This window comes from Mycobacterium sp. (genome assembly GCF_049278535.1).
Classification (GTDB): Bacteria; Actinomycetota; Actinomycetes; order Mycobacteriales; family Mycobacteriaceae; genus Mycobacterium.
On the sequence record NZ_JBAPMI010000331.1, the window covers coordinates 1 to 11,829 of the forward strand.

The 11,829-nt window shown below is 66.0% G+C and carries 13 protein-coding genes, 1 tRNA gene and 2 pseudogenes; 10 read left to right on the plus strand and 6 right to left on the minus strand.

The genetic code is table 11. From position 1 onward, the window contains the following. Positions 1 to 255 (plus strand): annotated as a pseudogene (locus WAO18_RS21805) (hypothetical protein); the annotation flags it as partial. Here WAO18_RS21805 and WAO18_RS21810 read toward each other — a convergent pair. The 3 genes and pseudogenes from WAO18_RS21810 to WAO18_RS21820 form a co-directional block, all read right to left on the minus strand. Then, positions 252 to 932, minus strand: a pseudogene (locus WAO18_RS21810) (phosphoribosyltransferase); the annotation flags it as partial. The pseudogenes WAO18_RS21805 and WAO18_RS21810 overlap by 4 nt on opposite strands. A 170-nt stretch (positions 933 to 1,102) precedes the next feature. Further along, positions 1,103 to 2,062, minus strand: coding sequence for a PE-PPE domain-containing protein (locus tag WAO18_RS21815; protein WP_422208316.1), 960 nt, complete (start codon positions 2,060 to 2,062; stop codon positions 1,103 to 1,105). A 209-nt stretch (positions 2,063 to 2,271) separates the two neighbouring features. Continuing rightward, positions 2,272 to 2,357, minus strand: a tRNA-Leu gene (locus WAO18_RS21820). Between the two features lie 120 nt (positions 2,358 to 2,477). On the opposite strand from WAO18_RS21820, the gene WAO18_RS21825 reads away from it, so the two are divergent. Further along, entirely contained in the window at positions 2,478 to 3,833 is a 1,356-nt protein-coding gene (locus WAO18_RS21825) for a M20/M25/M40 family metallo-hydrolase (RefSeq protein ID WP_422208317.1), read from the plus strand. Positions 3,834 to 3,858: 25 nt separating this feature from the next. Next, positions 3,859 to 4,389, plus strand: a complete 531-nt coding sequence (locus tag WAO18_RS21830; RefSeq protein WP_422208318.1) for a YbhB/YbcL family Raf kinase inhibitor-like protein — start codon at positions 3,859 to 3,861, stop codon at positions 4,387 to 4,389. Positions 4,390 to 4,394: 5 nt separating this feature from the next. On the opposite strand, the gene WAO18_RS21835 is transcribed toward WAO18_RS21830, so the two are convergent. Genes WAO18_RS21835 through WAO18_RS21845 form a run of 3 tightly spaced genes read right to left on the minus strand, consistent with a single transcriptional unit; the run spans position 4,395 to position 6,768 of the window. Beyond that, positions 4,395 to 5,456, minus strand: coding sequence for a quinone-dependent dihydroorotate dehydrogenase (locus WAO18_RS21835; protein WP_422208327.1), 1,062 nt, complete (start codon positions 5,454 to 5,456; stop codon positions 4,395 to 4,397). A 32-nt stretch (positions 5,457 to 5,488) separates the two neighbouring features. Next, complete coding sequence (locus tag WAO18_RS21840) at positions 5,489 to 5,752, minus strand: DUF5703 family protein (RefSeq protein ID WP_422208319.1); 264 nt, start codon at positions 5,750 to 5,752, stop codon at positions 5,489 to 5,491. Next, positions 5,749 to 6,768, minus strand: coding sequence for a YncE family protein (locus tag WAO18_RS21845; protein ID WP_422208320.1), 1,020 nt, complete (start codon positions 6,766 to 6,768; stop codon positions 5,749 to 5,751). The genes WAO18_RS21840 and WAO18_RS21845 overlap by 4 nt, the downstream gene beginning before the upstream one ends. Before the next feature lie 170 nt (positions 6,769 to 6,938). Here WAO18_RS21845 and WAO18_RS21850 point away from each other — a divergent pair, with 170 nt between their 5' ends. The 7 genes from WAO18_RS21850 (at position 6,939) to WAO18_RS21880 (ending at position 11,708) form a co-directional block, all read left to right on the plus strand. Further along, a complete protein-coding gene (locus WAO18_RS21850; protein ID WP_422208321.1) occupies positions 6,939 to 7,253 on the plus strand; it encodes a hypothetical protein in 315 nt (104 codons plus the stop codon). Between the two features lie 74 nt (positions 7,254 to 7,327). Continuing rightward, positions 7,328 to 8,158: an undecaprenyl-diphosphate phosphatase gene (locus WAO18_RS21855; RefSeq protein ID WP_422208328.1), complete on the plus strand. Its 831-nt coding sequence runs from the start codon at positions 7,328 to 7,330 to the stop codon at positions 8,156 to 8,158. Between the two features lie 58 nt (positions 8,159 to 8,216). Then, the gene (locus WAO18_RS21860; RefSeq protein ID WP_422208322.1) at positions 8,217 to 8,909 is read left to right on the plus strand and encodes a histidine phosphatase family protein; all 693 of its coding nucleotides are present in this window, start codon (positions 8,217 to 8,219) and stop codon (positions 8,907 to 8,909) included. Between the two features lie 69 nt (positions 8,910 to 8,978). Next, positions 8,979 to 9,566 carry a DUF3090 domain-containing protein gene (locus WAO18_RS21865; protein WP_422208323.1) on the plus strand — a complete coding sequence of 196 codons (588 nt, stop codon included), beginning with the start codon at positions 8,979 to 8,981 and terminating at the stop codon, positions 9,564 to 9,566. After that, positions 9,550 to 10,365, plus strand: coding sequence for an SCO1664 family protein (locus tag WAO18_RS21870; RefSeq protein ID WP_422208324.1), 816 nt, complete (start codon positions 9,550 to 9,552; stop codon positions 10,363 to 10,365). The genes WAO18_RS21865 and WAO18_RS21870 overlap by 17 nt, the downstream gene beginning before the upstream one ends. A gap of 8 nt (positions 10,366 to 10,373) precedes the next feature. After that, positions 10,374 to 10,880 (plus strand): DUF2505 domain-containing protein, encoded by a 507-nt coding sequence (locus WAO18_RS21875; RefSeq protein ID WP_422208325.1) that lies wholly within the window; start codon positions 10,374 to 10,376, stop codon positions 10,878 to 10,880. 57 nt (positions 10,881 to 10,937) lie between these two features. Continuing rightward, on the plus strand, positions 10,938 to 11,708 hold the full coding sequence (locus WAO18_RS21880) for a 3'(2'),5'-bisphosphate nucleotidase CysQ (RefSeq protein WP_422208326.1): 771 nt from the start codon (positions 10,938 to 10,940) through the stop codon (positions 11,706 to 11,708). Positions 11,709 to 11,829 lie beyond the last annotated feature (121 nt).

Below are 11,829 nucleotides of genomic sequence, written 5' to 3' on the forward strand. Positions count from 1 at the left end.
AGCAATGAGTTGGTCGCCTGGGTGTGCATCGGCGCCAGTGTCCTGGGTGTGGTGCTGCTGATCGTCGATGCGCTGCAAGAACGTCAGCGGCGAGAGGCCGGCCCGGCAATCCACGAACCCGTGTCCGCGGACGACCTGGATTCACCCGTTGAGGATGACGCCGCCGATTACCCCGACGAGGGTGACGGCGACGCGACGCATCAAGATTCCGCCGACGCCGATGACAGCATCAGCGACGACCACAAAACTCCTTAGCCACCGGGCCGGGTAGCCAAGAGCTCACGGACCTCGTCGTCGCTGACTTGATGGAAGTCGGCGAAAACCTGTCCTACGGCGTCGAAATCGGCAGGCATGGTCGCGCAGACCACCTCGTCGGCTTCCTCGGCCAGTATCTGGCAGACCGACCGTGGTCCCACCGGAACCGCGACGACGATCGACGCCGGGCTGCCGGCCCGCAGCGCGCGTACCGCGGCGAGGATGCTCGCGCCGGTGGCGATCCCGTCGTCAACCACGATGACCGTCCGGCCACGCGGGTCGGCGACCGGCCGCCCGCCGCGGTAGGCCTGCTCGCGGCGAACGAGTTCGGCGGTTTCGCGATCGACGACTGCGCGTACCTGCTCGTCGCTGATATGCAGGCTCGACACCACGTTGTCGTTCATCACCACCTCGCCACCGCTGGCCAGTGCGCCCATCGCCAACTCGGACCATTGCGGCACACCCAGCTTTCGCACCAGAAAGACGTCGAGCTCAGCGCCAAGGGCCTCGGCGACCTCCCAACCGACCGGCACGCCGCCACGGGCCAACCCCAGCACCAACAGCCCAGATCTACCGCGGTACGACACCAGTTCCCTGGCCAGCACGCGACCGGCTTCTCGGCGGTCGCGGAAGGTGCGTCGCGGTGGCGGCCGCAGAAAGCCGCTAGGTCGGTCCATGGTTCATGTTGCCGTTGTGTCGTGGGTGCGTCAGTCGCAGCTTACGACCGGTGTTGCCGCAGCGAACCTGCTTGCGCAGAAGGCTTCCCGCCCGGGCGGGTGCGGAAACCCCACGTCGAACAGTCGCCGCGCTTGCCTGGTGCCGCTGGTCGGTGTGCGCGCCACCAAGGTCAGAACGAGTTGGTGAAATACAGTTCCAGAGATTGGAACAAGCTCTCGAGCAGTCCGCTGCTGCCGATCCCGTGCTCGAGGGCGCCGATCCACGCCTCGGCGTTATTGAAGGTGTCGGGGATATCGACCAGCGTGAGGTCGCCGTGGGTGGAGGTGGTCCCGGCCGCGATTTCGTCGGGCGTCAAGCCCAGGTACTCCGCGTGCTGGATGAACAGATGCGAGATCGCACTCAGCAGACCTCCGGATTTGAAGTCGTCTTGCCAGTCGGCGACGCCGTCGGTGTCGAGGGTGTAGATCGTCGTGGGGAAGGCGTCGGCTGGCGTCACATTGTTGAGGACGCCGTCAAAGCCGAGGTCGGTGAGAATGGTGTTGGTGCGGGTCGTGCCGAAAATCGTGTCCAGGTCTGGCACCAGATTGGGCCACACGCCGTTCGGAAGGAGCGACGGGTCGCCGATAAACACGAAGTGCAACTCGTCGCTAGGGATGATTCCTTCGAGTCGGGTCTCGGCGATCGACTCGGCGGTGGCGCTCTGTGAGTAGCCGAAGATCGTCAGGGGGTCAGCGGCACTGAAAGCGCCTGGATGCGCGTTGAATTCGTTCTCCACGGCTAGGACGACGTCGTCGGCGGCGGTGAGACTACTGGGACCCTGTTGGATCAGTTCGGGCGTCGTCAGGACCTGGAGTGGCGCGCTGCAGGGATCAGTCGCGATCATGTCGCAGACCATGGAGGAGGTTGCGCCGTCGTCGAACCCCAGCGGGTGCAGATACAGGTTTTCGGCGGTCTGCGCGAAAGTGGTTGACGGCGTCGACTCGAAGGTTCCGCCGAGGATGATCGCCGTGTCGCTCCCGGCCAGCGGGTCGTCCACGTCGGCCTGGGCGAGTGGGGTGATCAGCGCCGCAGCCAGGCCAGCCATCATGCCAACAGGGGCGACACCCGCGAGCAACCTGTATCCGTTCACCGCTGCAGCCCCTTTGCTCAACCGAATGGTCTTAAAGTGCGATCTGCGCCACCGCATCTTCTTACCTGAATTTAAGCTTTGGCTCAAGGGACTCTCAGACAGCTTCAGTCCAACCTATCTGAAAGTAGCTGAACTACATAGGATTTGGCGGCTTACGCCCGCGCGTAAAGGGTAGCGGAGCGGCGGCCCGCCAGAGACGTCGTGAAGGGTGTCCGAGGGGGGACTTGAACCCCCACGCCCATTAGTAGGGCACTAGCACCTCAAGCTAGCGCGTCTGCCATTCCGCCACTCGGACCTAAGACCAGTTAATTGGCAGCTAAGGCTATCGGATCGGTCCGCCCGCACCCAAACCTGCCCGGCGCGTGCGTCGTGGTGGCGACGTCGACCCACGAGGCGCGCGGTCGTGCCGACGTAAATGGTAGGAAAGGTGACTGTGACAGTGCCCGCCGAGATTCCCATCGATGACGTCGTCGACGTTGTCAGCAGGTTGATCCGGTTCGACACGACCAACACCGGCGAGCTGGAAACCACCAAGGGCGAGGCCGAATGTGCCCGCTGGGTGGCCGCACAGCTGGAGGAGGTCGGCTACCAGGTCGAGTATGTGGAGTCCGGCGCGCCCGGCCGGGGCAATGTTTTCGCCCGCCTCAAAGGCGCGGACAACTCGCGCGGCGCGCTACTGATCCACGGGCATCTCGACGTGGTGCCGGCCGAGCCGGCCGAGTGGAGCGTGCACCCGTTCTCCGGCGCGGTCGAGGACGGCTATGTCTGGGGCCGTGGCGCGGTCGACATGAAGGACATGGTCGGCATGATGATCGTCACGGCCCGGCAGTTCCGGCGGGCCGGCATCGTGCCGCCGCGCGATCTGGTGTTCGCGTTTCTGGCTGACGAAGAGAACGGCGGCAAGTACGGATCGCACTGGCTGGTGGACAACCGGCCCGATCTATTCGAGGGCATCACCGAGGCGGTCGGGGAGGTCGGCGGCTTCTCGCTGACGGTGCCGCGCCGCGATGGCGGCGAGCGGCGGCTCTATCTGATCGAGACCGCGGAGAAGAGCATGCACTGGATGCGGCTGACCGCGCGCGGCCGCCCGGGGCACGGCTCGATGGTCCATGACCACAATGCCGTCACCGCGCTCGCCGAAGCGGTGGCGCGGCTGGGTCGCCACCGATTCCCACTGGTGCCGACCGACAGCGTTGTGCAGTTCCTGACCGCCGTCGCGGAAGAAACCGGATTCACCTTCGACACTGAATCGGCGGACTTGGACGGGGCGGTCGAGAAACTGGGGCCGGTCGCCCGCATTGTGAAGGCCACATTGCGCGACACCGCCAATCCCACGATGCTCAAGGCCGGCTACAAGACCAATGTGGTGCCGGCAACCGCCGAAGCACAGATCGACTGCCGGGTGCTGCCCGGGCGGCTGGCGGCGTTCGAGGCCGAGGTCGACGAGCTGATCGGCCCCGACGTCACCCGCGAATGGATCAGCAGCCTGCCGTCGTATCAGACGACTTTCGATGGTGAACTGGTCGACGTGATGAACGCTGCGCTGCTTGCCGTCGATCCCGACGCCCGGACCGTGCCGTTCATGCTTTCCGGTGGAACTGACGCAAAAGCGTTCGCACGCTTAGGTATTCGCTGCTTCGGGTTTACGCCATTGCGGCTGCCACCGGAACTGGATTTCGCATCGTTGTTCCACGGCATCGATGAACGGGTACCCGTCGACGCGCTGAGGTTCGGCACCGAGGTACTGGCACACTTCCTGACGCACTGCTAGCCGATTACACGAGAGGGGACCGACCATGACCGCACAACCCGACCCTTACGCTGCGCTGCCCAAGCTGCCGTCGTTTCATCTGGAGTCTGCGTCGATCACCGACGGACAGCCGCTGTCGAAGCCGCAAGTCAGCGGGATCATGGGCGCCGGTGGTGAGGACGTCAGCCCGCAACTGTCGTGGTCGGGATTTCCTGATGGCACACGCAGTTTCGCGGTGACCGTCTACGACCCGGATGCACCGACACTGTCCGGTTTCTGGCACTGGGCGGTGGCCAATCTGCCCACGTCGGTCACCGAGTTGGCCGCCGGTGTCGGTGACGGGAGCAACCTGCCGGGCGACGCTTTGACGCTCGTCAACGACGCGGGTGCGCGGCGCTACATCGGAGCGGCACCGCCCCCGGGGCACGGGCCGCACCGCTACTACGTCGCGGTGCACGCGGTCGATGTCGACAAGCTCGATCTGCCCGAGGACGCCAGCCCGGCATTCCTGGGCTTCAACCTCTTTCAGCATGCGATCGCGCGAGCTGTGATCCACGCGACCTACGAGCAACGGTAGGACCGCTAGCGGGACGCCGATCCGACGGCGTCGCTCAACGAGGCGAAGCCGCCGGCGCGCAGCCGTTGGGCGAGGCCGTCGTGAATGTGCTTGGCCCACAAGCCTCCGCCGTAAATGAAGCCGGTGTAGCCCTGCAGCAACGAGGCTCCCGCGGTGATCCGGTCCCAGGCGTCGTCGACGGTCTCGATGCCACCGACGCTGATCAGTGCCAGCCGGTCGCCGACCCGGCCGTAGAGCCGCCGTAACACCTCGCCGGCCCGCCGGGTCAGTGGCGGTCCGGAGATGCCGCCGCTACCCAGCTGGTCGACGGCCGGCGTGCGCAGCCCTTCGCGTGACACCGTGGTGTTGGTGGCGACGATGCCGGCCAGACCGAGTTCGACTGCCAGATCGGCGATGTCGTCGATCTCGGTGTCGGCAAGGTCGGGGGCGATCTTGACCAGAACCGGTGTCGAGGTCTCCGCCCGAACGGCGACCAGGATCCCGCGCAGCGCCTCGACCGTTTGCAGATCCCGAAGTCCGGGAGTGTTCGGCGAGCTGACGTTGACCACCAGGTACGCGGCTTTGCGCCCGACCAGTCGGGCGCTGGCCCGGTAGTCGTCGGCGGCGTCTTCGGGTGCGGTGACTTTCGTCTTGCCGATGTTGACCCCGATCGGAACCTCGGCGCGGTGATGGGCCAGCCGGACGGCCAGTGCAGCGGCGCCGTGATTGTTGAAGCCCATCCGGTTGAGCAGAGCCCGGTCGGCGGGCAGTCGGAACAGCCGCGGGGCCGGATTGCCCGGTTGCGCCTGTGCGGTGACGGTGCCGACCTCAGCGTAGCCGAAACCCAGTGCACCCCAAGCGTTTAGCCCGGTGCCGTCTTTGTCGAAGCCGGCGGCCAGACCCAGCGGGCCGGGGAAGTGCACCCCGAATACCACGCTGGCCAGCACCGGGTCGATCGGCGCGAGTCGACGGCTCAATTGGCGCCGGACCGGGGCGACGGCTGTGGCACCGCGCAGCCCGGCGAACACCAGTGTGTGGATGCGCTCGGCGGGCACCAGGAAAAGCAACCGGCGCAGCGCTGCATACATCGCGGGACTTTCGTCGCGCGCCGATTCCGCCGTCACAGGTCCGGCTGATCCAGTCGGGTGCTGTCGGTGCGTTCTGAGCGAAACTTCTTGCGGCGCAGCAATACTCGCCTGCTTCCGTCGGTGTAGAGCCGCACCCGGGTCAACTCCCAGCCGCGATACTCCGCTTCGATGGACAATCGGGTCGAGGCGCTGAGCCTGGTTACCTCGGGCGGCAGACGCAACGGCGCCCATTCGTACTCGTCGGACAATTCGGTGTCCCAGCCCGCCGGCATCCGGCCGTGCCGTGCCGCCGTCAACGTGGGCCCGTCGCCGCGTGTTCGATCACCTGGACACCCTCGCCGGCACCGGACACGACATACAACGTGTCCGCGGAATCGTCGAAAGCCAGCGTGTTGGGTTGCCGCACCGTTGGGTACCGTACCTTTTCCAGTGGTATTCCGGTCGATAGATCGTAACCAATCACGATATTCGCCGACGTCTGCGAAACCCAGGCCAGCCCGCGGGATCCGGCCACGCCATACGGCGAATCCGCCACCGGATAGGCCTGTCGGAGGATCAGCGGCTCGACCCCGAACACCAACAGTTCGCCCCCCCGGGTGTCGGTCACCAGCAATCGGCCCGCCGGATCGGCCACCATTGTGGTGGCGCCCTGGCCGGCGCGCAAAGACTGTTCGATTCGGCCGTCGGCGTTGACTGTTGTGATCGACGTCTGCCCGCGGTCCAGGACGGCGATGGTATTGTGTTGCGCCGCAAGCGAATCAACGTGTGCGTGGACGCTCACCCGGCCGCCTTCGGTCGCGCCCGGTTTCAGCGTGAACAACATGCCCTCGGTGGTCCCGAGCACCAGCGTGCCGTCCGAGCGGAGGGCGATCGCGCTGAAATCGAGGCTGTCGGTGTCGCGGACGCGTATCCGAGTGGCCCGCCCGGCCGACAGATCGACCACGAAGTAGCCGCCGCGCGCCGACATATAGACAGTGCCGTTCCCGTCGCCCGCCAGCGCGCTCGCCGGGCCAGGTAGATCAACAACCCGCTGCGATGTTTGCTGGGGCCCCAGCAGTATGAGCCTCGCCGGTGCCGCGGAGTTAGGCCCGGGAGCAATGATCACCAGCTGCGCGCTGTGGCTGTCGAATATCGCGGATTGCGGCCGGCCGTCCACCGCTCGAACCACACCGGCCGGAGCCTGCGACAGCGGTGGAGATTCGGCTGCCTGCGCCGGCGCGATCGCGGGTGGCGTTGCGTCCAGCGCCTTACCCGAACACCCAGCTGCAACGAGCAGGGAAAGTAGCAGGCCAATGGCCTGAAGGCGGGGCAAATATTTAAGGTGTTTGGTGTATCCGGGCACAGGGTAACTTTCAAGTACTCAGGGGGCCTAGCCGGTATAGAAAGGGTGGTCCGATTGGGGTTCGATCCTAGGGAACATTGTCGGGTAATGCTCCGGTCTGCCGGGGTTGCCCCGACTTGGCGGCGAGGTATGGTCGGCCTATGAGCGTTGCCGGATACGGCCAATTCTCAGATGGCGAGTTTGCTATCGAAGACATGTGGCTCGGCGTCTTCTCCACCAAAATCTTGGCAAGCGGTTTTGGTCAGGTCGGTGACGGACGAAGTTTCGCATTTCGCATTGAAGGCCAGAAGTTGCTGGTCGAGGTCTATCGGCCCCGGCTTAAAGGACTGGTTCCGCAGCCCGAAGACGTAGTCGCCACGGCGAAGCGCAACGTCGTCGATGTCGACATCACCGACGAGCGTAGCCTGGGCGCGGCAGTGCGCGACGCGGTAGCCCTCGCCGAAGCCGCCAGATAATCCGACCGCAGGGCTGTTCGGTATCGCCGCTATCTACACCCGGTACGGTCGTCGTCGTGAATGCGGTGCCGGCGATGTCGTGGTGGCAGGTTGTCGTCCTGGCCGTCGTGCAGGGTTTGACCGAGTTCCTGCCGGTGTCCTCGTCGGGCCATTTGGCGATCGTGTCGCGGGTGTTCTTCGCCACCGACGCTGGCGCGTCGTTCACGGCCGTAACGCAATTGGGCACCGAGCTCGCGGTGCTGGTCTACTTCGCTCGCGATATCATCCGGATCCTCAAGGCATGGTTCATCGGGCTGCGGGTCGCCGCGCACCGGACCGCCGACTACCGGCTGGGCTGGTACGTCATCATTGGGACCATCCCGATCTGCGTGCTCGGCCTGCTCTTCAAGGAAGAGATCCGTTCCGGAGTCCGCAATCTCTGGGTGATCGCGACGGCTCTGGTGGTGTTCTCGGCGGTCATCGCCCTGGCCGAACGCATTGGGCGGCAAAGCCGCGACGTCGAGCAACTCATCTGGCGCGATGCTCTCGTCGTCGGCATCGCCCAGACACTGGCGCTGGTGCCCGGAGTGTCCCGGTCGGGCGCCACGATCAGCGCCGGCCTGTTCGTCGGTCTCGAGCGTGAGTTGGCCGCCCGGTTCGGCTTCCTGCTGGCTATTCCGGCGGTCTTCGCGTCCGGATTGTTCTCGTTGCCGGACGCTTTTCATCCGGTGTCGGAGGGGATGAGCGCGACGGGCCCGCAGCTGCTGGTGGCCACCGTGATCGCGTTCTCCGTCGGCCTGGCCGCGGTGGCGTGGTTTCTGCGGTTTCTGGTGCGGCACAGCATGTATTGGTTCGTCGGCTATCGGGTCATGGCCGGCGCAGTCGTGCTGATCCTGTTGGCAACCGGGGTGGTGAGCGCGACGTGACCGCCGGCGTCGATCAACAGGGCAGTGCGATCTGCGACGGCGGGGAGGAGCGGCGCATATGACCGTGATTCTGTTGCGCCACGGCCGGTCCACTTCCAACACGGCGCACGTGTTGGCGGGCCGTACCGACGGCGTCGAACTCGACGACAAGGGCCGCGCGCAAGCCGCGGAACTGGTCGGTCGGATCGGCGATCTGCCCATCAAGGCGGTGGTGTGCTCGCCGTTGTTGCGCTGTCGAAGCACCGTTGAGCCGCTTGCTGCCGCACTGGGTATCGAGCCGGTCGTCGACGAGCGGCTGTCCGAGGTCGACTACGGCGAATGGACCGGACGCAAACTCGGTGATCTGGTCAAGGAGCCGCTGTGGTCCGTCGTTCAGGCCCACCCCAGCGCGGCAGTGTTTCCCGGCGGCGAGGGCCTGGCCGAGGTGCAGAGACGTGCCGTCGCCGCGGTCCGCGACCACGACGCGCGGCTGGCCGAGGAGCACGGTGGCGACGCGCTGTGGCTGGCTTGCACTCACGGCGATGTCATCAAGGCGGTTCTCGCCGACGCGCTGGGCTTGCATCTCGATGGCTTTCAGCGCATTTCCGCCGACCCCGCCTCGGTCAGTGTGATCCGTTACACGAAGCTGCGCCCGTTCGTGCTGCACGCCAACCACACCGGGGAGCGGCTGACGTCAGCGTTGAAGGCGGCTTCGCCGTCGGAAGCGGACACGCCCGCCGACGATGCTGTGATTGGCGGCTCCACCGAGTGAGTCGTCGTCCGAGCGCGTCGCGCGCAGGATTTACGACTCGGCTGCAACTGCCGGTATTTTGGAATTGCCATGTCTCGTGCGATCCACGTCTTCCGCTCACCCGACCGATTCGTCGCCGGGACCGTTGGGCAGCCCGGAAACCGCACCTTCTACCTGCAGGCCGTGCACGAGGCCCGAGTGGTGTCGGTGGTGCTGGAAAAGCAGCAAGTCGCGGTGCTCGCCGAGCGGATCGACGCGCTGCTGGTCGAGGTCAATCGGCGGTTCGGCACGCCGGTTCCGCCGGAAACCGGCCAGGTTGAAGACCTCAGCCCGTTGATCACTCCGGTCGATGCGGAATTTCGGGTCGGGACGATGGGGCTGGGCTGGGATTCCGAGGCGCAGACCGTGGTTGTCGAGTTGCTGGCCGTCAGCGAGACCGAGTTCGACGCGTCCGTGGTGCTCGACGACACCGACGAGGGTCCCGACGCCGTGCGGGTGTTCCTGACGCCGGAGTCGGCGCGCGAATTCGCCACCCGGTCCAACGCCGTGATTTCCGCCGGCCGACCGCCGTGTCCGCTGTGCGATGAACCGCTGGACTCCGAGGGCCACATCTGCGCACGGACGAACGGCTACCGGCGCAGCGCGCTGCTCGGGCCGGACGATGACGCAGAGGACTGACGATCACGAGGTCCTGCGCAGCGGCGAGCTGACGGTCCTCGGGCGCATTCGCTCGGCGAGCAATGCCACCTTTTTGTGTGAGGCGACGCTCGACGACCACACCGTGCACTGTGTGTACAAGCCGATCGCCGGCGAGCAGCCGCTGTGGGATTTTCCGGACGGCACATTAGCCGGCCGCGAACTCGGCGCGTATTTGGTGTCTGCCCGTTTGGGCTGGAACATCGTGCCCTACACCATCATTCGTCATGGGCCCGCCGGTCCGGGAATGCTGCAACTGTGGATAGACCAGCCCGGCGACACGCAGGATTCAGATCCCGGGCCCGAGCTGGATCTGGTTGACCTGGTTCCGGCCGACCGCTGTCCGCCCGGCTATCTTCCAGTGCTGCGCGCCTACGACTATGCCGGCGATCCGGTCGAGTTGGTACACGCCGACGATGTTCGGCTGTGGCGCATGGCGGTGTTCGACGTGCTGGTCAACAACGCCGACCGCAAGGGCGGTCACGTGCTGCGCAGTGTCAACGGCGACGTCTATGGCGTCGACCACGGAGTGTGCTTGAACGTCGAGGACAAGCTGCGCACGGTGTTGTGGGGGTGGGCCGGCAAGAAGATCGACGACAACATGTTGGAGAAGGTGTCCTGCTTGGTCGACGGGCTCGCCGACTCACTCGGGGATGAGCTGGCCGAGCACATCACCAGCGCCGAGGTCGCGGCACTGCGGCTGCGCGCCCGCGTACTCCTCGCGCACCCGGTCATGCCCGGCCCGGACCGGCATCGCCCGATTCCCTGGCCCGCGTTCTAAGCCCCGCGATGCCCCGGTCGTTTGCGCTTGCGATCGACGCCCCGGTCGGCGTCGACGAAATCCTGGCAGCGTTCGGCGACGAGCAGTACTGGCAGGCGAGGCTGGCCGCCTTCGACGGTGGCAAGGCGGCGCTGGGCGGGCTGGCCGTCGACGTCGACGGGACGGTCACCGCGGCCCTCACGGTCAGCCTGTTCGCCAACCGGCTGCCGAAAGTGGTCACCGCCTTGGCGCCCGGTGATCTGGAGATGGCCCGCACCGAAACGTGGCGCCCAACCGGTGACGGTCAGGGGCGCGGCACGATCGAGGTGGCGGTTCCCGGGGCCCCGGTGTCGGCGACCGGGAAGGTGACGTTGGTCTCGCGGTCCGGCGGTGCTCGGCTGGACTTCAGCACCACCGTGAAGGTGCATATCCCACTGGTGGGTGGCCAGGTCGAAAACTTCATCGTCAGCCGGCTCGGCGACGAGATAAGCGCGGTGCAGCGTTTCACTGATAGCTGGATCCTGGCGCACCGCTGACCCGCGTTGCGTGGTGGATGCGATCGCGCGCCGGGGCGCTTCAGTGATACTGGACCGGTGAACCCCGAGCCACTCAGCGATGCGGCGCTGGCCGCCGACCTTGCTGAAGCGGCGGGAAAGCTGTTGCTGACGGTGCGTGACCGGGTCGGTTTCAACCATCCTTGGCTGCTTGGCGATGAGGGCGACAGCCAGGCCAACGCGTTGCTGCTCAGGCGACTGCACGCCGAGCGACCGGGCGACGCGGTGCTCAGCGAGGAGGCCTACGACGACTTGAACCGATTGCGGGCCGATCGGGTCTGGATCGTCGACCCGTTGGACGGGACGCGCGAATTCTCTTGGGAGGGAAGGGAAGACTGGGCCGTCCACGTGGCACTGTGGCAGCGTCACGGCGGGCCCAACGGAGCGATCACCGACGCTGCGGTCTCTTTGCCGGCGATGGGCGAGCTCTATCGCAGTGACACTGTGAGTGCGCCCGCGACAACGCATTCCGGGCCGATTCGGATCACCGCAAGCTCCAACCGGCCGCCCGTCGTGCTGTACTACCTGGCCCGGCAGCTCGACGTGGAATTCGTCCGAATCGGTTCGGCCGGAGCCAAAGCGATGTCGGTGGTGCGGGGCGACGCCGACGCCTACATCCATGCCGGCGGGCAGTGGGAGTGGGATTCGGCCGCGCCGGCCGGAGTGATTCTGGCGGCAGGCATGCACGCCTCGCGGCTGGACGGCTCGGAGATGATCTACAACCGCCCCGACCCGTATCTGCCCGACTTCCTGATGTGTCGCGCCGAACTCGCGGATCTGTTGCTGGGTGCCATCCGGTTGGCGAGCTAGCTGTACTGACCACGGACGTTAGGTACGGCGTGGCGTGGTGACATGACGAAGACCTCCGAGTGAAGTGCGAGCTGTCTAGGAAAGCACTCACCACCGGAGGTCTTCGTGTCCCACCGTAATG

Excerpts from the sequence above, each read along its gene's own strand:
- WAO18_RS21825 (WP_422208317.1), top strand. The coding sequence starts at position 2,478 with ATGGTAGGAAAGGTGACTGTGACAGTGCCCGCCGAGATTCCCATCGAT.
- WAO18_RS21830 (WP_422208318.1), top strand. The coding sequence starts at position 3,859 with ATGACCGCACAACCCGACCCTTACGCTGCGCTGCCCAAGCTGCCGTCG.
- WAO18_RS21835 (WP_422208327.1), bottom strand. The coding sequence starts at position 5,456 with ATGTATGCAGCGCTGCGCCGGTTGCTTTTCCTGGTGCCCGCCGAGCGC.
- WAO18_RS21850 (WP_422208321.1), top strand. The coding sequence starts at position 6,939 with ATGAGCGTTGCCGGATACGGCCAATTCTCAGATGGCGAGTTTGCTATC.
- WAO18_RS21855 (WP_422208328.1), top strand. The coding sequence starts at position 7,328 with ATGTCGTGGTGGCAGGTTGTCGTCCTGGCCGTCGTGCAGGGTTTGACC.
- WAO18_RS21860 (WP_422208322.1), top strand. The coding sequence starts at position 8,217 with ATGACCGTGATTCTGTTGCGCCACGGCCGGTCCACTTCCAACACGGCG.
- WAO18_RS21865 (WP_422208323.1), top strand. The coding sequence starts at position 8,979 with ATGTCTCGTGCGATCCACGTCTTCCGCTCACCCGACCGATTCGTCGCC.
- WAO18_RS21870 (WP_422208324.1), top strand. The coding sequence starts at position 9,550 with ATGACGCAGAGGACTGACGATCACGAGGTCCTGCGCAGCGGCGAGCTG.
- WAO18_RS21875 (WP_422208325.1), top strand. The coding sequence starts at position 10,374 with ATGCCCCGGTCGTTTGCGCTTGCGATCGACGCCCCGGTCGGCGTCGAC.